This window comes from Lysobacterales bacterium (assembly GCA_016721845.1).
In the GTDB taxonomy this organism is placed as follows: domain Bacteria; phylum Pseudomonadota; class Gammaproteobacteria; order Xanthomonadales; family Ahniellaceae; genus JADKHK01.
In genome coordinates, this window is sequence record JADKHK010000008.1 from 73,200 (window position 1) to 93,482 (window position 20,283).

General features: G+C 65.7%; 18 protein-coding genes. 13 read left to right on the forward strand and 5 right to left on the reverse strand.

Annotated elements, in window-relative coordinates; genetic code table 11:
• The 4 genes from sufB to msrB all read right to left on the reverse strand — a co-directional run bounded on the left by sufB (position 1) and on the right by msrB (position 2,891).
• On the reverse strand, positions 1 to 1,431 hold the full coding sequence (gene sufB, locus IPP28_05860; protein MBL0040566.1) for a Fe-S cluster assembly protein SufB: 1,431 nt from the start codon (positions 1,429 to 1,431) through the stop codon (positions 1 to 3).
• 10 nt (positions 1,432 to 1,441) lie between these two features.
• A complete protein-coding gene (locus IPP28_05865; protein ID MBL0040567.1) occupies positions 1,442 to 1,894 on the reverse strand; it encodes an SUF system Fe-S cluster assembly regulator in 453 nt (150 codons plus the stop codon).
• A gap of 75 nt (positions 1,895 to 1,969) precedes the next feature.
• The gene (locus IPP28_05870) at positions 1,970 to 2,443 is read right to left on the reverse strand and encodes a hypothetical protein (GenBank protein MBL0040568.1); all 474 of its coding nucleotides are present in this window, start codon (positions 2,441 to 2,443) and stop codon (positions 1,970 to 1,972) included.
• Positions 2,444 to 2,480: 37 nt separating this feature from the next.
• Positions 2,481 to 2,891, reverse strand: coding sequence for a peptide-methionine (R)-S-oxide reductase MsrB (msrB, locus tag IPP28_05875; GenBank protein ID MBL0040569.1), 411 nt, complete (start codon positions 2,889 to 2,891; stop codon positions 2,481 to 2,483).
• Between the two features lie 72 nt (positions 2,892 to 2,963).
• Between msrB and lptD the strand changes: the two genes are divergently transcribed.
• The 9 genes from lptD (at position 2,964) to IPP28_05920 (ending at position 11,394) form a co-directional block, all read left to right on the forward strand.
• Positions 2,964 to 5,153: an LPS assembly protein LptD gene (lptD, locus tag IPP28_05880; protein ID MBL0040570.1), complete on the forward strand. Its 2,190-nt coding sequence runs from the start codon at positions 2,964 to 2,966 to the stop codon at positions 5,151 to 5,153.
• A gap of 89 nt (positions 5,154 to 5,242) precedes the next feature.
• Positions 5,243 to 6,532, forward strand: coding sequence for a peptidylprolyl isomerase (locus IPP28_05885; protein ID MBL0040571.1), 1,290 nt, complete (start codon positions 5,243 to 5,245; stop codon positions 6,530 to 6,532).
• A 9-nt stretch (positions 6,533 to 6,541) separates the two neighbouring features.
• A complete protein-coding gene (gene pdxA / locus IPP28_05890) occupies positions 6,542 to 7,546 on the forward strand; it encodes a 4-hydroxythreonine-4-phosphate dehydrogenase PdxA (protein ID MBL0040572.1) in 1,005 nt (334 codons plus the stop codon).
• Positions 7,543 to 8,319: a 16S rRNA (adenine(1518)-N(6)/adenine(1519)-N(6))-dimethyltransferase RsmA gene (rsmA, locus tag IPP28_05895; protein MBL0040573.1), complete on the forward strand. Its 777-nt coding sequence runs from the start codon at positions 7,543 to 7,545 to the stop codon at positions 8,317 to 8,319. Before pdxA ends, rsmA begins: the two co-directional genes overlap by 4 nt.
• 44 nt (positions 8,320 to 8,363) lie before the next feature.
• The gene (locus tag IPP28_05900; protein MBL0040574.1) at positions 8,364 to 8,636 is read left to right on the forward strand and encodes a WGR domain-containing protein; all 273 of its coding nucleotides are present in this window, start codon (positions 8,364 to 8,366) and stop codon (positions 8,634 to 8,636) included.
• Positions 8,626 to 9,477 carry a hypothetical protein gene (locus tag IPP28_05905; protein ID MBL0040575.1) on the forward strand — a complete coding sequence of 284 codons (852 nt, stop codon included), beginning with the start codon at positions 8,626 to 8,628 and terminating at the stop codon, positions 9,475 to 9,477. Before IPP28_05900 ends, IPP28_05905 begins: the two co-directional genes overlap by 11 nt.
• A 5-nt stretch (positions 9,478 to 9,482) precedes the next feature.
• Complete coding sequence (locus tag IPP28_05910; protein MBL0040576.1) at positions 9,483 to 10,577, forward strand: uroporphyrinogen decarboxylase; 1,095 nt, start codon at positions 9,483 to 9,485, stop codon at positions 10,575 to 10,577.
• On the forward strand, positions 10,574 to 11,068 hold the full coding sequence (locus IPP28_05915; GenBank protein MBL0040577.1) for an SET domain-containing protein-lysine N-methyltransferase: 495 nt from the start codon (positions 10,574 to 10,576) through the stop codon (positions 11,066 to 11,068). Before IPP28_05910 ends, IPP28_05915 begins: the two co-directional genes overlap by 4 nt.
• Positions 11,065 to 11,394 (forward strand): phosphotyrosine protein phosphatase, encoded by a 330-nt coding sequence (locus IPP28_05920; GenBank protein MBL0040578.1) that lies wholly within the window; start codon positions 11,065 to 11,067, stop codon positions 11,392 to 11,394. The genes IPP28_05915 and IPP28_05920 overlap by 4 nt, the downstream gene beginning before the upstream one ends.
• Here the strand turns inward: IPP28_05920 and dsbD are convergent, their stop codons facing one another.
• Entirely contained in the window at positions 11,395 to 13,797 is a 2,403-nt protein-coding gene (gene dsbD, locus IPP28_05925) for a protein-disulfide reductase DsbD (GenBank protein MBL0040579.1), read from the reverse strand.
• A 175-nt stretch (positions 13,798 to 13,972) separates the two neighbouring features.
• Here dsbD and IPP28_05930 point away from each other — a divergent pair, with 175 nt between their 5' ends.
• The 4 genes from IPP28_05930 (at position 13,973) to IPP28_05945 (ending at position 20,281) form a co-directional block, all read left to right on the forward strand.
• Entirely contained in the window at positions 13,973 to 14,224 is a 252-nt protein-coding gene (locus IPP28_05930) for a DUF3297 family protein (GenBank protein MBL0040580.1), read from the forward strand.
• 265 nt (positions 14,225 to 14,489) lie between these two features.
• Positions 14,490 to 17,420, forward strand: coding sequence for a TonB-dependent receptor (locus IPP28_05935; GenBank protein MBL0040581.1), 2,931 nt, complete (start codon positions 14,490 to 14,492; stop codon positions 17,418 to 17,420).
• A 139-nt stretch (positions 17,421 to 17,559) separates the two neighbouring features.
• The gene (locus tag IPP28_05940; protein ID MBL0040582.1) at positions 17,560 to 19,665 is read left to right on the forward strand and encodes a PD40 domain-containing protein; all 2,106 of its coding nucleotides are present in this window, start codon (positions 17,560 to 17,562) and stop codon (positions 19,663 to 19,665) included.
• 106 nt (positions 19,666 to 19,771) lie between these two features.
• Positions 19,772 to 20,281 carry a helix-turn-helix transcriptional regulator gene (locus IPP28_05945; GenBank protein ID MBL0040583.1) on the forward strand — a complete coding sequence of 170 codons (510 nt, stop codon included), beginning with the start codon at positions 19,772 to 19,774 and terminating at the stop codon, positions 20,279 to 20,281.
• The last annotated feature ends 2 nt before the right edge of the window (positions 20,282 to 20,283 follow it).

Here is a 20,283-nt window from a genome sequence, read left to right on the forward strand (position 1 = left end):
TCATCCCACCGCGCCTTCGAGACTGACTTCGAGCAGCTTCTTGGCTTCGACGGCGAATTCCATCGGCAGTTCGCGGAAGACCTGTTTGCAGAAGCCGTCGACGATCATCGAAACGGCGTCTTCCTCGGCGATGCCGCGGGCGAGGCAGTAGAAGAGCTGGTCGTCGGAAATCTTCGAGGTGGTCGCTTCGTGTTCGACGACGGCATTCGGCGTCTTCACTTCGATGTAGGGGAAGGTGTGGGCGCCGCAGCGTTTGCCGATCAGCAAGGAATCGCATTGGGTGAAGTTGCGGGCACCGTCTGCGGTCTTGTCGACTTTCACGAGGCCGCGGTAGGTGTTCTGGCCGCGCCCGGCGCTGATGCCCTTGCTGATGATCTTCGACTTGGTGTTGCGGCCGAGGTGGATCATCTTGGTGCCGGTGTCGGCCTGCTGACGATGATGGGTGAGCGCCACCGAATAGAACTCGCCGCTGGAATCGTCGCCCTTGAGCACGCAGCTCGGGTACTTCCAGGTGATGGCCGAGCCGGTCTCGACCTGGGTCCAGGAAATCTTGCTGCGCGCGCCGCGGCATTCGCCGCGCTTGGTCACGAAGTTGTAGATGCCGCCGACGCCGTTCTCGTCGCCTGGATACCAGTTCTGCACGGTCGAATATTTGATGCTGGCGTCATCGAGTGCAACCAGTTCCACGACCGCGGCGTGCAACTGGTTCTCGTCGCGCATCGGCGCAGTGCAGCCCTCGAGGTAGCTGACCGTCGCACCTTCCTCGCAGACGATCAGGGTGCGTTCGAACTGGCCGGTGTCGCGGGCGTTGATGCGGAAGTAGGTACTCAGTTCCATCGGGCAACGCACGCCTTTCGGCACGAACACGAAGCTGCCGTCCGAGAACACTGCCGAGTTCAGTGCCGCAAAGTAGTTGTCGCCGGTCGGCACCACGGTGCCGAGGTACTGGCGCACGAGGTCCGGGTGCGTGTGTACCGCTTCCGACAACGAGCAGAAGATCACACCGGCCTTGCCGAGTTCGTCCTTGAAGGTGGTGCCGAGCGAGACCGAGTCGAACACCGCATCGACCGCGACGCCGGCGAGGCGGGCGCGTTCATGCAGCGGCACGCCCAGCTTGTCGTAGGTTTCGAGCAGCTTCGGATCGACTTCGTCCAGCGACTTGAACTTCTTCTTCGGCGCCGCGTAGTAGCTGATGTCCTGGAAGTCGATCGGTGCGATGGCCAGCTTGGCCCAGTGCGGCGGCGTCATCGTCAGCCAGTGCCGGTAAGCGGCGAGCCGCCATTCGGTCAGCCACTCGGGTTCGTTCTTCTTCGACGAGATCAGGCGCACGACGTCCTCGCCCAAGCCTTTCGGGACGATCTCGGTCTCGATGTCGGTGCTGAAGCCGGCTTCGTACTTGCGGTTCGCGATCAGGGTTTCGACGTCGCTCATCTCGCGCTCCTCAGGCCACGGTCACGCGGATCGGCACGGTCTTGCCGCGCACGGGTTTGGTTGCCGGCTGGCGCAGCTCGTCCAGTGTGACGCCGCGCAAGGCGTCGCCGATGGCGTCGCTGATGCGGCGCCAGTTGTGCTGGATCAGACAGCGGGTTTCATGGTGGCAGGCGCCTTCGTGCACGCTGCATTCGGTCATGCCGATCGGGCCTTCGATGGCGGTGACGATGTCGAGTACCGAAATATCGCGCGCCGGGCGCGCCAGTCGATAGCCGCCATTGACGCCGCGGCGCGACTCGATCAGGCCCGCGCCGGCGAGCTGCTTGAGCAACTTGCTGACCGTCGGCAACTCGATCTGCGCGCGCTCCGCGAGATCACTGGCGCTGGCCAGCTCCTCGGGCAATTCGGCCAGCGCCGCCATCAGCACGGTCGCGTAATCGGTAAGTTTGGAGACGCGCAGCATGGCGACCGGAACCAATATGGGACAAGAATGGTACCGTTTCCGACCGCAGTCGGCCAAGCCTTGAACCGTCGCGGTTCAGGAAAGTTTGCGACGCAGCCGGTTCCGCGCCGCGGCGAGCAAGGCGCGCGAATACAACTTGTGGAAGCCGAGCATCAGGCTGAAACCGGCGCCGAGGCTCGGCTTCCCGGTGTCGCGGTCGCGCTTCGGCACCACGGCCGAGCCGAAATGCAGCCGCGTCCCGCCGTCGCCGGTCGGTTCGGCCATCAGCCAGGAACGCGTTCGGCCCATGAAGTCGGCCAGCAGCAGCTGCGTGTCGCTGCGCTCTTCCACCGTCCACGCCGCAAAGGCCTCGCGTTCGCCTCTCGCCAGAGCGCGCACATCGTCGTCATTCGACGGCTTGCGTACCGCTGCCGCCAGAATCGCGCGCTCCAGCTTGAACAACGGCGTCGTGTAGAACGCCTCCACGAACTCGGCCTGCGACACCGCCGTCGGTACCTCGACCACATAACAATCCGCGTAATGCCCATCGCGCAGATAGCGCCGCAGCAACGATTGCGCGGGTAGGTCGGTTCGGCGAACTGGGGACTTAGCCACCCCGCGGCTCGAAATCGAGCGACGCGGAGTTGATGCAGTAGCGCAGGCCGGTCGGTTGCGGGCCGTCTGGGAAGACGTGGCCGAGGTGGGAATCGCAGCGGGCGCAGCGCACTTCGATGCGGCGCATGCCGTGGCTGGTGTCCTCGATCGTGCTCAGGGCGGCATTCGACATCGGCTCGAAATAACTCGGCCAGCCGCTGCCGGAATCGAACTTGGTGCTCGAATCGAACAGCGCCGCACCGCAGCCGACGCAGCGATAGGTGCCGTCGGCGTGATGGTCCCAGTACTTGCCCGTAAACGGCCGCTCGGTGCCGGAACAGCGGCAGACGGCGTACTGGGTCGGGTCCAGTTGGGTGCGCCACTGGTCGTCGGTCTTGCAGACTTTGGCAGTCTCGTCAGTCATGGGTTTCTCCGGTTTCATTGCGGGGACCGGCCGGGCGCTGGCAAGCTTACGCGTCTTTCCTGCCGGATTCGTATGCGCCGCGCCGTTTTCATTTCGCTGATCGTCGCGACTGCGCCGTTCGCGTCCGCTGCCCCGACCACCTGTTCGGTCGCCGTGCCTTGCCCGACCTGCACCGCCCCGCTGTTCGCGGCCGTTGCAGGCCACACGGTCACGCCCGAGCAGCGCGCCGTCGCCCAGACCGAGGTCGGTGCCGGCAGCGTGCGCGTACTCGGCGACGAGCAGTATCGGCTGGAGGGCGAGGTCGTCGTGAATCGCGCCGACCAGTGGCTGTGGAGCGAACGGCTCGACTACAACGCCACCGAGGGCACGATGCAGAGCCCGGGTCCGATGCGCTTCCAGAACGAAGGCCTGCTGGCAAGCGCCGAGACCGCCATCTGGCATGAGGAAGGCGCCAGCGAGTTGACCGGCATGCAGTTCCAGTTGCGCGACGGTCGCGGCAACGGCCGTGCCGACAAGGCCACGCTGGAAGCCGACGGCAAGACTCGACTCACCACCGCCGCCTTCACCAGTTGCGACCCGGCCGATCCCGATTGGCAGCTGACGGCGGGCCGCATCGACCTCGATCAGGAATCCGGGGTGGGGCGTGCGCGCCAAGTCGCCTTGCGCCTCGGCGACGTGCCCGTGTTGTACCTGCCGTATGCGCGTTTCCCGATCGACGATCGCCGCCAGAGCGGCCTGTTGATCCCGACGCTCGGCAGTTCCAATGACGCCGGCTACGACTTGATCGTGCCGTATTACCTGAATCTGGCGCCGAACTACGACGCGACGATTTCGCCACGCCTGATCCGCGATCGCGGCGCCATGCTCGGTGGCGAGTTCCGTTACCTCGGTGCCAGCCAGCATGGCGAAATCGATATCGCCTGGCTCGACTCCGACGATCGCACCGGCGACACCCGTTCGGCCTTCGACTGGATCCATCAGGGACAGTTGGGCCGGCACTGGTTCGTCGATGCCAGCTTGCACGATGTGTCGGACCAGCGTTACTTCGAGGACTTCGGCGAATCGCTGACCTCGGTCGCGACCAGCCTGTTGCCGTCGTATGCGTATTTGCGCGGTCGCGGTGCCTGGTGGAACGCGAGCGTCGGCGGTGATCGCCAGCAAGTGACCGATCCGCGCCTGACCCCGGATGTCGAACCGTATCGGCGGCTGCCGCGCGCGCAGTTCGAATTGCTCAGTCCGAATCTGGTCGGCCCGCAGTTCGGGCTTCTGTCGGAGTGGGTGCGTTTCCGGAAGGACGATGCGCTCAACGGGGACCGTCTGGATCTGCATCCCTCCCTGATCTGGCCACTCGAATCCGCGGCCGGTTTCCTGCGCCCGCAGCTCGGTTATCGCTACACCCGCTACGACCTCGAGCGTCCGACCGAATCTTCGCCGAGTCGCGGCCTCGGTATTGCCAGCCTCGATGCCGGACTGTTCTTCGAGCGCGCACTGCAGTTCGGCGGCGGCGGTTGGACGCAGACGCTGGAGCCACGCCTGTATGCGCTGTACGTGCCCTACGAGGACCAGTCCGACCTGCCCGTGTTCGATACCCAGGAACTGACCTACAGCTTCGCCTCGCTGTTCCGCGACAACCGCTACACCGGTGCCGATCGCCAGACCGATGCCCGGCAGGCGACATTGGCGCTGACCTCGCGCGTGGTCGACGGCAGCGGGCGCGACCGCCTGCGCCTCAGTCTCGGCCAGGTGCATTACTTCGATCCGCCGCGTGTCGTCCTGCCCGGCCAGATGCCCGAGGACCGCAGCGGATCGGATTGGGCCGCCGAAGTCGAATGGCTGGTCAATGACCAACTGAGCTTCAGCCTGGGCGGACAATGGGACGCCCACGACGACCGCACCGAACTCGGTTATGCCGCGACCACCTGGCGTTACAGCGACCGCGGCCTGGCGCGTCTCGCCTATCGTTACCGGCGCGGTCAGCTCGAGCAGGTCGATGTCGCCGGCCTGGTGCCGCTCAGCCCGAACTGGCGCCTGATCGCGCGCTGGAATCAAAGCTTGGTCGACGATCAGTTGCTGGAGGCATTCGGTGGTCTCGAATACGAATCCTGCTGCTACGCCGTGCGGGTGCTGGCGCGTCGCTACGTGCGCAATTTCGAGGGTGATTTGAACAATGGCATCATGCTCGAACTGGAACTCAAGGGTCTGGGCTCGTTGGGCCGCCGGACCGAGGATTTCCTGTCGCGTGCTATGCTCGGCATTCGTTAAGCGCCTGTTGTTCAGCGCTGCGCCAGCCCTTTCCTGCAAGGCTGAGTCTCTTCATCGTGACCCCCCTTCATCGTGAGTCCGCGAGCCCCATGAAACGTATCCTGCTTGCCACCGTCTTCGTGCTGTCCGCCGTTGGTCCGATCACCCTGCGCGCGCAGGCCTTGCCGAGCGATGCACTGGACAAGATCGTCGCCGTGGTCGACGAGGACGTGATCCTGCAAAGTGAACTCGACCGTTCGACCGACAGCGTGTTCAAGCAGTATCAGTCGCGCGGCGGCGATCTGCCGCCGATGGACATCGTGCGCAAGCAGGTCCTTGAGCGGCTGATCAATCAGCGCGTGCAGATGGTGCGCGCCGAGCAGACCGGCATCGTGGTCTCGGATTCCGACATTGACGCCGCGGTTCAGCGTATCGCCCAGCAGAACAATCTGGACGTGGAGCAGATGCGCCAGTCGCTGATTCGCGACGGATTCAGTTTCGAGGAATTCCGCACCTCGCTGCGCGAGGAGATGCTGATCCAGCGTCTGCGCGCGCGCTTCGTGCAGTCGCGCGTCGGCGTCACCGATACCGAGGTCGACAACTTCCTGTCGAACACGACCCAGTCCGGCGAAATCCGCCTGGCGCACATCCTGATCGGTTTGCCGGAGTCGCCGAGTCCGGAGCAGGTCGAGGCGGCGCGCGCCAAGGCCGACAAGATTCGCGCCGATATCGTCGCGGGCACGCTGAGTTTCTCCGATGCCGCAATCCGTTATTCGGAAACCCCGCAGGCGCTGGAAGGCGGCGATCTCGGCTGGCGTCGTTACGACCAGATTCCGAGCGCGTTTGCCGAAATCGTCACCACCATGAAGAAGGGTGACATCTCTCAGCCGATGCGCGGACCGAATGGTTTCCACATGATCCACTTTGCCGACGCTCGCGCCGATGCGACGGTGATGGTCAAGGAGTTCAAGGCCCGTCACATCGTCATCAAGCCGGGCGAGCTGCTGAGCGAAGACAAGGCGCGCGAACGCATCGACGCGCTGCGCAAGCGCATCGTCGAAGGCGCAGATTTCGCCCAGTTGGCGCGCCAGTATTCGGAAGACACGACCACGGCCAATCTCGGCGGCGACCTCGGCTGGTTCCGAAGCGAACAGTATGGTGGCGCCATCGACCGGCAAATGGCCGTCCTCAAGGATGGCGAATTGTCCGAGCCGTTCCGCACCGACCTCGGTTGGCACATCGTGCTCCGCGAAGGCGAGCGCACGATGGACCGCACCACGGAGACGCGCCGCGAACAGGCCCGTGAGACCCTGGTGAACCGCAAGGCCGAGGAGGAGTACGACAAGTTCGTGCGCGAAATCCGCTCCGAGGCCTACATCGAAAACCGCCTCGCTGGCTGAGCCGCGGCCGTGACCGATGCCGTCGCGCGCATCGCGGTGACGGCCGGGGAACCGGCCGGGATCGGTCCCGAACTGCTGGTGCGGCTTGCCCAGCAGGCGCATCCGGCAAGACTGATCGCGATCGCCGATCCTGCGGTGCTGAAGCAAGCAGCCGATGCGCTGGGCTTGCCGCTCGAACTCACGGACCTTGCAGCCGGTGCGGACGCATCGCCGCATCGTGTCGGCCATCTGTTCGTGCGATCCGTGCCGTTGTTCCAGCCGATGCGCTTCGGGCAGCTCGATGTCGCGAATGCGCCGGCCGTCATGGCCATGCTGAGCGCGGCTGCAGACGGCGCGGAGCGCGGCGATTTCGATGCCATCGTCACCGCGCCGGTGCAGAAATCGGTGCTCGCCGACGCCGGTTACGGATTCAGCGGGCACACCGAATTCTTCGCTGATCGCGTCGGTCGGGACGTGGTGATGCTGCTGGCCGCCGGCGACATGCGTGTGGCGCTGGCCACGACTCATCTGCCGCTGCGTGCGGTGCCGGACGCGATCCGTGCCGATCGTCTCGAGCGCACGATCCGTATCCTGCACGAGGATCTGCGCGAGAAGTTCGCGTTGCCGCAGCCGCGCATCCTCGTGCTCGGACTGAATCCGCATGCGGGCGAGGGCGGGCATCTGGGACGCGAAGAGATCGACGTCATCATTCCGGTGCTGCAGCGACTGCGTGGCGAAGGGCTTCAGCTGCGCGGTCCGCTGCCTGCCGATACCGCCTTCCTGCCGCGCGAGCTGGCGCAGTGCGACGCCGTGCTCGCGATGTACCACGACCAGGGCCTGCCGGTGCTGAAGCACGCCGGCTTCGGTCACGCCGTCAACATCACCCTGGGGCTGCCCTACATCCGCACGTCGGTCGACCATGGCACCGCACTTGATCTGGCCGGTCGCGGCGTTGCCGATCCCGGCAGCCTGTTTGCGGCGACCGCGCTCGCCATCGACCTGGCGCAGCGACGACGTGGGAGCATGCACGCATGAATGACACTCGCCATATCGCGCGCAAACGCTTCGGCCAGAATTTCCTGCACGAACGCGGCATCATCGAGCGCATCCTGCGCGCGATCGATCCGCAGCCGGGTGAGCGCATCATCGAGATCGGCCCGGGCCAGGGTGCGCTGACCTGGCCGTTGCTGGATCGCATCAGGACGCTCACCGCGATCGAGATCGACCGCGACCTGATTCCGCGCCTGCAGGCCGAAGCGCCGAAGCATGGCGAACTGCAGATCGTCGAAGCCGACGTGCTGACAGTGGATTTCACCGCGCTCGCGGCCGGCGGCACGATCCGCCTGGTCGGCAACTTGCCCTACAACATTTCTTCGCCGATCCTGTTCCATGCCCTGGACCATGCCGCCGTGGTGCGCGACATGCACTTCATGTTGCAGAAGGAAGTGGTCGAACGCATGGCTGCGGCGCATGGCAACAAGGTCTACGGTCGCCTCAGCGTGATGCTGCAGGCCTATTGCCGCGTCGACCCGCTGTTCACGGTGCCGCCGGGTGCGTTCACGCCGGCGCCCAAGGTCGATTCCGCGATCGTGCGGCTCACACCGAAGCCGGCCGCGGACATTCCGCCGCATGATCGCGCGCGCCTAGAGACGCTGGTGCGCCACGGTTTTTCGCAGCGTCGCAAGACCTTGCGCAACGCCCTCGATGACGTGGCCACGGTCGCGCAGATGGAAGCGGTCGGCATCGACCCGGGGGCGCGCGCCGAAACCGTCGCGGTGGCCGATTGGTTGCGCCTCGCCGCGACCTGATGTCACAGGCGAAGCAGGCGCGGAACCCGCTAAACTCCGCGCCCATGCGCATCTTCATGCAAACCCAGCCGGCCCCGAACGAGTCGCCGCGCTATTACCACCTGATCCTGCAACAGGACCTGCTCGGCGGCTGGTCGCTGCTGCGCGAATGGGGCCAGACGGGCGGGCGCGCATCGATGAAGCGCGAGTTCTACGAACAGAGGGATGTGGCCGAGGGCGCGATGATGGGTGTGCGCGACCAGCAGTTGCGCAAGGGTTTCCAGGTCATGTTCTGCCAGGGCATCGAAGCGCCCGCGGGGTCGCGTTATGAACCGTAGACTTGCAGGGTGCTCGATCTTGCTGTTCGCCGGCGCGGTCTGCGCCGAGGACGCGGCCAAGGACGATGGCGTGTTCGAACCGGGCGTGCGCCATGTCTGCGTGCCCGCCGGCGGTGGCGACGGCTGGGACTGCGGCACCGAGGATGCGCCACCAGCGAATTATCAGCCACCGATCGAGGAGCCCGCGGCCGAAGCCGCGCCGAACTCGGAACCGGCTGCAGTCGCGCAGCCAGAGCCGATGCCCGAGCCCGAGCCCGACGTCGAAGCGACGGCGGAGTCGGCCCCGGCACCGCCGCCCTTTCTGGCCGATCCGATGCGCGATACGCCCTATGCGCCCGTCGAGGAATCCGCGAGCGAGCCGCACAATGCCGCCGAGGCCGTGATCGCTGCCGAGGCGGTCACGCCGGAGTCCACCCCCGAGGCCGTGCCGGAGCCCGCGCCTGAGGCAGTGCCCGAGCCCGAACTCGTGAGCGTGCCCGAGCCGGTGGTTGCGGCACCTGAACCCCCGTCAGCGCCCGAGATGACCGGCGCCGTGGCGTTGGGGGATGCCGATGCGTTTTCACGATTGCCGGCCAGCGCCTTCACGTTGCAACTCGCCTATGCCGCGAACACCGCAGAATTCGCGAGCCTCGTCGCTGCGCTTGGACTCGACCCCGCCCGTTGCTACGTGCTGCGGGTGCGCGGGGTGAATGGTCCGACCTGGTTGCTCGCGTACGGCGACTTTGCCGATGCCAATGCCGCCAAGGTCGCGCAGGCCCGGTTGCCAAAGGCGAGCGGATTGCTGGCGCAATGGCCGCGTCGCATCGGTGCACTGCAAACCGAAATCACGCAAGGACACTGAGCCTCATGTCGAACGGATTCGCGCCGCTGGCGAATGATCGGTTTTTGCGCGCGCTCAAGTGTCAGCCCGTGGACCGCACACCGGTCTGGATCATGCGCCAGGCCGGTCGCTACCTGCCGGAGTATCGCGCCACCCGCGCTCGCGCCGGCTCCTTCATGAGTCTGTGCCAGTCGCCGGAACTGGCCTGCGAAGTCACGCTGCAGCCGCTCGCCCGGTTCCCGCTCGACGCGGCGATCCTGTTCTCCGACATCCTCACGGTGCCGGACGCGATGGGCCTCGGCCTCAGCTTCGCGGAAGGCGAAGGCCCGCGGTTTGCACGTCCGCTCCGCAGCGTGGCCGAAATCGATGCCTTGCGCGTGCCGCAGATCGACGCGACGCTGCGTTACGTCACCGATGCGGTCACGCTGATTCGCCGTGAATTGCACGGCCGCGTGCCGCTGATCGGCTTCTCCGGCAGCCCTTGGACGCTGGCCTGCTACATGATCGAGGGCGGCGGCTCGGACCACTTCGAGCGCGCCAAGGCCCTGCTCTGGAATGAACCGGCCGCGGCCCATCGGCTGCTCGACGTGCTCGCACACAGCGTGACCGCCTACCTGCAGGCGCAACTCGACGCCGGCGCACAGGCATTGATGATATTCGATACCTGGGGCGGTGCGCTGTCGGCCGACCACTACCGCGAATTTTCGTTGCACTACATGGCGCAGATCGTCGCGTCGCTGAAACGGGGCGAAGGCGACGCGCGCGTGCCGCTGATCCTGTATTCGAAGGGTGCGATGGGCCAGCTCGAAGCGATGGCCGACAGCGGCGTCGATGCGCTCGGCTTGGACTGGACGATCACGCTGGACGAGGCGCGGCGCCGGGTCGGTGACCGCGTCGCGCTGCAGGGCAATGTCGATCCGGTGGTGCTCTACGCAGGCATCGATGCGATTCGCGCCGAAGCCCGCAAGGCAGTGCGAAGTTTCGGTCCGCATCTCGGTCACGTCTTCAATCTCGGTCACGGTATCCATCCGACGATCGATCCCGAACACCTGCGCGCGCTGATCGAAGCCGTGCATCAAGAGAGTGCCGCGCAGTTTGCGGCCAACGGACCGACACGATGAGCAAGCCCCTGATCGAAATGCGCAGTTCGGCGATCCACGGCAACGGCGTGTTCGCGATCGCGGACATTGCCGAAGGGCAGGAGATCATCGAATACGGCGGCAAGCGCCTGACGCATGCGCGCGCCGATCATAAGTACGGCGGTAGCTCGATCACCGGCCATACCTTCCTGTTCACGCTGAACGATGATTACGTCATCGACGGCAACCAGGACGGCAACGACGCGCGCTGGATCAACCACAGTTGCGACCCGAACTGCCGCGCCTGGAAGATCGATGCCGAGGACGGCAATCCGAAACACGATCGTGTCGTCATCGAAGCCAGGTGCGCGATCGCGAAGGGCGACGAGTTGACCTACGACTACGGTATCGTGCTTGATGAGCCGTACACCAACGAGCTCAAGGCCGCCTGGGCCTGCCGCTGCGGCGCCAAGCACTGTTCCGGCACCATGCTCAAGCCGAAACCGCGGAAGCCGGCCAAGAAATCGCGTTGAAACACATCCTGTTCGTCTGCAGTCGCAACCAGCTGCGCAGTCCGACGGCGGAGCAGGTGTTCGCGGACTGGCCGGGCATCGAGGTGGCGTCGGCCGGGACGGATCACGACGCCGATGTGCCGCTCAGCCCGGAATTGCTGCGTTGGGCCGAACTGATCTTCGTGATGGAACCGATGCATCGCGACAAGCTGCGCCAGCGTTTCCGCGCGCAGCTGTCGAATCAGCGCATCGTCTGTCTGAACATTCCCGACGACTACGCGTTCATGCAGCCCGAACTCGTCGCGCTGCTTAAGCGCAAGGTGATGCCGCATTTGATGGCGCGGTGATCAGCGCGTCGTCCGCGCCAGTCGTGCCGCGAATTCCGCTGCGTCCTCGAAGCCGATCAGGCGTTCGCTGCGAATTTCCTGGCCGTCCTTGCCGAAGAACAGCGTGGCCGGCGGACCGATGATGCCGAAGCGCTGTTGCAAGGCGACGTGCGCCGCCGATTGTTCGGTGACGTCGGCCTTGACCAGCACGAAGCCTTGCGCCGCCGCGATCACCGCGCGATCGCGGAAGGTCGTGCGCTCCATGCGTTTGCATTCGATGCACCAGTCGGCATAGAAATCGAACAGCACCGGCTTGCCGGCGGCTTTCGCGGTCGCGATGGTGGCATCGAGCAGTTCGTTCGAGCTGGCCGTGGCAAATCCGAGTTCGGTCGCGCCGCTGCGGTCGCCGTCGGTTGCAGCGGTGCGGCCGCCAAGGTTTTCCAGCGGTCGCGTCCAGTCGCGTGCGCCCGAGGCCATGCCGATGAACTGCAGCACGCCGAGGATGACGAAGATCACGCCGATCGCCTTCCAGGTCTTCTGCCAGCCGGTGGGATTCTCCGGCAGACGTTCGAGTGCATGCAGGTGCACGCCCTTGCCGACGAGCAGGATGCCGGCCAGGAACATGATCCAGACCGGGTCGAGGATGCGTTCCAGCATCCAGATCGCGAGCCACAGGAAGGCGATGCCGAAACCGATCTTGACCAGTTCCATCCAGCGCCCGGCACGCGGCAGCCAGCGCGCGCCGGTGCCGAAGGCGAGCAGCGGCAGGCCCATGCCGAGCGCAAGCGAGAAAAGCGCGAGCCCACCGAAGATCGGATCCTTGGTCTGCGAGATGTAAACGACCGCGCCGGCCAGCGGCGGCGCCACGCAGGGGCCGACGATCAGGGCCGACAACGCGCCCATGATCGCGACACCCCAGAGCGAACCACCTTCGACCTTGTTGCTTGTGACCGTCAGCTTGGTCTGCCAGCGGCTCGGCAACTGCAGCTCGTAGAAGCCGAACATCGACAGCGCCAACGCCACGAAGACGAGCGCGAAGCTGACCAGAATCCAGGGCTTCTGGAACAGCGCCTGCAGGTTCTGTCCGGCCAGGCCGGCGAAGACGCCGACCACGGTGAACACGACGGCGGACGCCAGCACATAGGTCAGCGACAGCACGAAGGCCCGGCGCGTGCTCAGGTTGTCGCCGGCACCGGCGACGATGCCGGACAGGATCGGCACCATCGGGAATACGCAGGGCGTGAACGCGAGGCCGATGCCGACCAGCAGAAACACCAGCATCGCGAACCAGCGGTTGCCGCCGCGCAGGCTGTTTGCGAAGAAGTCGGCGCTGCCTTCGGCGGGCGACGGCGTCGCCTCGGCGGCGCGCAATTCGGGTACGCCGCCCGGTGCGATCGCGGCGCGGGCACTGGACAGCTCGTCGGGGCTGGCGGCCGGCATCGATACCGTCAGGATGCGGGTCATCGGTGGATAGCAGATGCCGTCGAGTTGGCAGCCTTGCAGGTTCACGCGCAGCGCGATGTCGCGCGCGGCCCCGTCTTTGCGCGCCAGCGTGATCGGGATCTCGACCAGATCGAAGAACACCTCGACGCGACCGAATTCGGGATCATCGAACGAACGCGATGCTGGCCACTTCGGCGCACCGAGATCGCCCACCGACGGATCTTCGAGGATGAAGCCGGTGCGGTCGCGATACAGGTAGTAGTCCTTCGGCATCGTGAAGCGCGCGAGCAGTTCGGTGCCGCTGGTCGCGATGGTTTCGACCTGGAAGGCTTCCGCTTCGGGCAACGGCAAGGCTTCGACGGCGGCCGGCGCCGTGGTCGCTGCACCGGGCAAACTCAAGCTGGCCGGCGCAGCGACCACGGGCACCGTCGATGCGGTATCGGTCGCGCTGTTCATGCCGGGCAAAGTCAAACCCGGTGCTGCTGCAGCGACCGGGTCCATGGCGGGGGTTTCGGCCTTCGCGCTGTCGGGTTGCGGCAGCGACACCACGACTTCCTTGCGCTGCGGCGGATAACAGATGCCGGCATCGGCGCAGCCCTGGTAGCTGACCTTGAAGCGCAGCAGGGTCACGCCATCGCTGGCCGCGCCGGTGAGTTTGGCGACGACGCTGTCGCGATAGGTTTCCATCCGCCCGAAGAATTGGTCGTCCTTGATCTTGCCGGGCGGCAAGTGCAGCGGATTGGCTTTGAATGTCGCGTCGTCGGCCAGCACGACCTTGATGCGCTCCTTGTACAGGTAGTAACCGGGCGCGACCTTCCAGCGGAACTCGATCCAGCCCGGCGTCACTGCTTCCGCTTCGAGCCGGAAGGCGTCATCGACCGGCAGCAGGTCCTTTTCGTCGATGGCGAGTGCCGGCGCGGCGGCGAAGGCGAGGGCGAGCCAGGCGATCAGCCGTCCTGGCCAGGGAGCGAGTGCATTCATGGGGATCCGAAACCTTCAAGGAAACCTGTAGACCGGCAATCTTGGCAGCGCATGGCAGGCCGCGAAAGCGATGTACTTGGGGAGATGGGGACCGCGCGCCGCGGCACAAGTTCGCCTGCGCCGCCTGACCCGCTACCCTTCGCTTTCCGTTGCCACGCTTTCCGAGCCCGTCCCCATGTCCGATATGCCGCCCGACCGACTCTCCGTCAATCCGCGCAGTCCGTTCTACAACGAGGCCACGCTCGCGCGCGGCATCGGGATCCGTTTCAAGGGTGTCGAGCGCACGGATGTTGAGGAATATTGCATCAGCGAGGGCTGGATCCGTGTCGCCGCCGGGCGTGCGCTCGACCGCCGCGGCAATCCGATCACCTTCAAGCACAGCGGTCCGGTCGAGCCGTTCTTCAAGGACGTTGCAGCCGCCGAGTGATCTAGCGGCGGTCATGGCCGGTTGCGGATCCTGCGCATTGCAGGCGCGGCCGCGGCGCGCCGTCCTAGCTGCAAGTCGTTGAAGCGCTTGGCCCATTCGGGCCGCCGCGGGTACCGCAAGCGCAACCGCTGCAACACCCGAGCGCAACGGCACATTGAGCGTGAATCCCCGGACTCGCAAGGTCGGGCTGGAATGCGGCGCTACCGCATTCGCCCGCGGCACGCGCACGCCTGTCGCGGCTCCACCCCGATCCCAAGGAGTCACCATGCAATCACGTCGCACGCTGAAGCGTTCTGCGCTGGCGCTGGCCATCTCGATGGCTGCCGTCGCGCCGCTTTATGCACAATCGAATTCACAGGGTTACATCTTCGGCCAGGTCAATGGCAGCGGCACCGTCATCGTCGAGAATCTCGGCACCGGGCAGAAGCGTGAGATCGCCGTCGATGCCGATGGCAACTTCCGCGCCTCGGCCTTGCCGATCGGTCGCTATCGCGTCGCGTTCGACGGCCAGTCTCGCGACGTCGCGGTCAGCGTCGGCACCGGTACGCCGGTGGGCTTCACGTCGGGCGATTCGACGCTCGCAGCGGTCACCGTGACCGGACGGGTCAACCCGATCGACATTTCCTCGGTCGAATCGACCTCGGTGCTGACCGAGGCCGAAATCGACGCCGTGCCGATCAACCGGAACGTCACCGGCGTGGCCTTGCTCGCGCCCGGCACGGTGCGTGGCGACAACGCCTTCGGCAACCTGGCTTCGTTCGGTGGCGCCTCGGTCGCCGAGAACGCGTACTTCATCAACGGCTTCAACGTCACCAACATCCTCAACGGACTGGCTTTCAGCGAGCTGCCATTCGAGGCCATTGCCGAACAGCAGACCAAGACCGGCGGCTACGGCGCCGAGTTCGGGCGCTCGCTCGGCGGCGTCATCAACATCGTCACCAAGCGCGGTTCGAACGACTGGGACTTCGGCGCCAGCATGTTCTACACGCCCGGTGCGCTGGCCGAGGCGACGCGCGTGCGCAACCGCTTCGACGACGACGGCCAGGTCATCGGTTACGAACTCGACAGCGTCGAACCGAAGTCCGACGGCTACCAGGTCAATCTCTACGGCAGCGGCCCGCTGATCGAGGACCGGCTGTTCTTCTTCGGTCTGGTGCAGACCGAGGAACGCGACCTGTCGGCCTACAACATCGCGGCCATCACCGACACCACCACGCGCGAGCCGCAGGCGCTGGTCAAGCTCGACTGGAACATCACCGACAACCACATCGTCGAGCTGACCGCATTCCAGGACAAGGTCGAGGCCGATACCTCGGATTACGCGCTGGACGATCTCTACAGCGAGGACCGCGAAGGCAGCCCGGGGCTCGGCCAGTTCGAGACCGGCGGCAAGAACTACATCCTGAAGTGGACCGGCTATGTCAGCGACGGCTTCACGCTCTCGGCGATGGCTGGCCGCGGCGAATACAGTCGCGGATCGAGCAGCGACGCCGCGGCTTGTCCGTTTGCGGTGGATGCACGCATCTCGCCGCGCGCGATCGGTTGCTACAACGTCTCGTTCCCGGCGATCCAGTCGCCCGACGTCGGCGACACCCGCACCGCCTATCGCATCGACGCCGACTGGCTGCTCGGTGATCACAGCGTCCGCTTCGGGATCGATCGCGAAGAATTCGAGACCGTCGACTTCACTACCTTCTCCGGCGGCATCGGCTATCGCTACATCACCACTGCGGCGGGGCGCGTGCTGACCAATGGCGCGATCGTGCCGGAGGGCGTCACGCAACTGGTGCGCGTGCGCAATTTCGAAAATGGCGGAACGTTCACGACCCTCAACAATGCCTGGTATCTCGAAGACACCTGGCAGGCCACCGACCGCTGGGTGGTCTACGGCGGACTGCGCAACGAAGGATTCGAAAACCGGAACTCGGTCGGCGGGACGTTCGTCGAAATCGCCAACACCTGGGCGCCGCGCATCGGTGCGGCCTGGGACGTGAAGGGCGACGGCACGCTGAAACTGTTCGGCAATGCCGGTCGCTACTTCATTCCGGTGTATGCGAACACCAATGTCCGCCTCGCCGGTGCGGAGAATTTCTGGGAAGAGTTCTATACCTTTTCGGCGATCGATCCGGTCACCGGCGCACCGACGCTCGGCAGCGAGATCGGCGACCGCAATGTCGTGTCCAGCGGCGAGATTCCCGATCCGCGCACGGTCGTCGACAACTCGCTCGATCCGCTCTACCAGGACGAGTTCATCATCGGCTTCCAGAAGCAGATCGCCGAGGGCTGGTCGCTCGGCGTGCGCGCGATCCACCGCGATCTCGGCGCCGGCATGGACGACTACTGCAGCTACAGCTACCCGGCCGAATGGGCGCTCGCGAACGGTTACAGCGAAGCCGAAGCCGACGCCATCGGCAACGCCACCAACCACTGTTTCCTGATGAATCCCGGCCAGGACCTCGACATGAACGTCGACCTGCACGGCGACGGCAACATCACCCGCGTGCTGATTCCGGCGGCGGCTACCGGACTGCCGGCGGCGGTGCGCAAGTACAACGCTGCCGAATTGTTCTTCGAACGCGCCTGGGACAGCACCTGGTTCCTCAAGGGCTCATGGACGATCGCCCACGGCTACGGCAATACCGAAGGCTACGTGAAGTCCGACAATGGCCAGGGCGACGCCGGCATCACCCAGGATTTCGATCACCCGGGCCTGGCCGACGGTGCCTATGGCGACCTGCCCAATGATCGCCGCCACTCGCTCAAGCTGTTCGGCGCCTACAAGTTGAACGAAGCCTGGGAGCTGAGCTCCAGCATCAACGTGCAGTCGGGGCGTCCGCGCAACTGCTTCGGCATCTATGCCGGCACCGAAGATCCGGAAGCGGTGACCTACGGGCCGTCGTCGTTCTACTGCGACACCACCGATGACGGCGTGATCAATCCGCAGTTGACGCCGCGCGGGACCGCCGGTCGCAATCCCTGGAGCTCGCTGGTGAACCTGGGCCTCAAGTACTCGCCGCCATGGGCGACGGGGCTGAGCCTGGAGGTCGATGTCACCAATCTGTTCAATACCCGCAAGAACCTGTCGACGCAGGAAGTGGCCGAGGATTCCGGCGGCGAGCCGCGCGGCGATTACCTGTTTCCGACCCAGATCACCGCGGGACGCCAGGTCCGCTTCGGTCTGCAGTACGACTTCTGAGCAACCCCAAGGCGGGCCCGTCTCCGCCCGCCGTTCCATCTTCGGCCCGCCGCGTGCGGGCCGTTTTTTTGCACGACTTCTGGCGCTGGAGCAGGGTTTGTCGGCAACATAGTCTGTTGACCGAGGAACACTTCCGCGCATGACGGCGATACAGACCGATCCAAACGACTGGCCGACGCGCTTCCGCGTCGGCGACGTGCTGGTCGATGCCGGCGCGAACGAACTGTGGGTTGCGGGTGCGGTGCAGCGCGTCGAAGGTCGCACGATGGCGGTGCTGGTAGTCCTGGCCCGACATGCCGGCGCCGTGGCGCGGCGCGAGGCGCTGATGGCCGAGGTCTGGCGCGGGCGCATCGTCACCGACGATTCGCTGACGCGCGCGGTCGCGCAGTTGCGGCAGGCGCTGGGTGACGCGGCGGCGATCGAGACCATCCCGAAGCTCGGTTATCGCCTGAAGTGGCCGGTGACGGCGGCGACCACCGATGGCCCGTCGGCGACGCTGTCTGCGCCGGAAGGCGATGCCGCGACTGTCCGGGCTGTCGCTGCGGGACCCCGTGGGTCCCGATGGTGGGCTGCAGCGGTCGGCTTGGCTGCCATCGCACTGCTCTGGCTGGCGTTCGGTCGGAACGTCGAATCCGACGATGCCGGATTGCGGCCGATGCTGATCCAGTCGGTCACGCCGGTGGCCGCGATTCCCGGCGTGAAGCGCATGCCGCGGTTTTCGCGCGATGGCCAGCAGCTGGTGTTCGATCTGCAAGCCGACGAGAGCAGCAATCGCGACATCTGGGTGGTCGATCTGCCGACCTGGTCGGCGCGCCAGATCACGCGCGGCACCGCCATCGAGCAGCATGCGGACTGGACCGCCGACGCTGCCGCGCTGGTCTACGTGCGCAGCGAGAACGGCCGCTGCGAACTGGTGCGCAAGTCGCTGGTGACGGCGGTGGAACACATCGTGCGCGATTGTCGTTACGGGAGCTTCGTGCGTCCGCGGGTGTCGCCGGACGGGCAACGCATCGTCTATTCCGATCTGATCGAGAACGGTACCCAGGCGGTGCTGTTCGAGGCCGACCTGAAGAGTGGCGAGCAGCGCCAGCTCACGCAGCCCGATCCGGGCTGGTTCGACCTGTACCCCGAATACACGCCGGACGGCCGACATGCCCTGTTCGGACGCGCGACCCTGTCGGCCGTGCGCAATCTGTATGTGCTCGACCTCGATAGCGGCAAGGTGAATGCGCTGCATCGCGAACCCGGCATCATCACCGACGCGACCATGGAGAGCGACGATGTCTACATGTTCGCCACCTTGCGCACCGGTCAGATGCAATTGATCCGCCGCGATCTGGCGGGGCACGAGCAGGCACTGCCGCTCGGCGCCGACTACATCCGTGGCGCCGCCTTCAGTCCGGACCGGCAGCGGCTCGCCTTCGAGAGCTGGACGATTCGCCAGCGCATCGTCAGCGCCGGCATCGACGACGGCGCCAGTCGCGATGTCAGTGTCTCCTCGCGGATCGACCGCGTCCCCAAGCTGTCGCCGGACGGTCGCCGCATGGCCTTCGTCTCGACCCGCGACGGGTATGCGAACGTGTGGCTGAACGAGGGTGGCGTGGAACGGCAGCTCACCCACTTCCGGCCGGAAGACCCGGAGTTCCTGTCCTGGCATCCCGGCGAACCGTGGTTGGCCTTTTCCATCACGCGTGCCGACGGCAGCTTTGCCTGCATGATCGACACCGCGGTCGCCGAACCCGAATTGCGGTGTGGCCGCGCGGCAGGCCGTGCGGCGCCGTTTTGGTCGCCGGATGGTCGACACTTTCGTTTTGCGGCGCCGGATGGGCAAGGCTATTCGGTCTTCGAAACCGATGGTGTGACGTCCGAGGCCGCACCGCGGCGCATCATTGCCGATGCCTATTTCGCGCAACCTTTGCCATCGGGCGGGCATTGCTTCCAGCGTTCTGGTCGCGACGGCATCTGGTGCGACCTCGGTGCCGGCCCGCATCTGGCCATGCCCGAACACGGCTGGTTCGGGCACAAGAACTGGGTGCTGGACGGCGATGTCGTGTACGCGCTGCAACTGGACGGGCGGGTGCTCACGGTGCCGGCCAAGGGCGGCGCGACGCAGGTCCTCGGCCGCCTGCCCGGACGGATCCACCCGAATGCCGGGCTGAATCGCAGCGCGGACGGCGCGTTCGTCTACGCCACGCTCACCACCTACGAAAGCGAATTGATGCTGGCCAATCTCGCAACCCATTGATCGGCAAGTGCTCGGAAATTCCTCGGCATGAAATCGGGCAGGCGTCGGGACGCCGCCACGAGCGTCGAGCAGGATCGATCGCAGATTCAATCCGCGGGAGATTCCGATGCACACCCTGGCCCAATATCCCGGCGCCTTTGCGCCTCCGGTCGCGCGTTACCCAGCCTCGTCCGAGGCCTGGTCCGGCACGGTCGAGGACTCACCACGCGGCGACTCGCGCCTGCGCCGCCTGCAAGCGGCACGCGAGATGCTGCGTGCGCGCTATTTCGAGTCGATCACGATGCACGACCTGGCGGCCGCGGCCTGCATGTCGCTGCATCACTTCATGCGCAGCTACACCGCGCAGTTCGGTCACTCGGCGCATGAGGAGCTGGTGTCGCTGAGGATCGGTCTGGCCGAGCACCTGCTGACCACCACACGCCTGCAGGTGCGCCAGATTGCAGCCGCTGTCGGCTTCGAATCGCGCACCACGCTGTTCCGGCACTTCATCCGCCACCACCAGCGTTCGCCCGAGCAGTTCCGTTGCGAGCAGGCGCGGCTCGATCGGATCCTGCGTTGCAATGCGTCGCCGTCGCTGCTGCTGCGTCGGTCGGGGGAAGCGGTGGCGGCGGCCTGAGC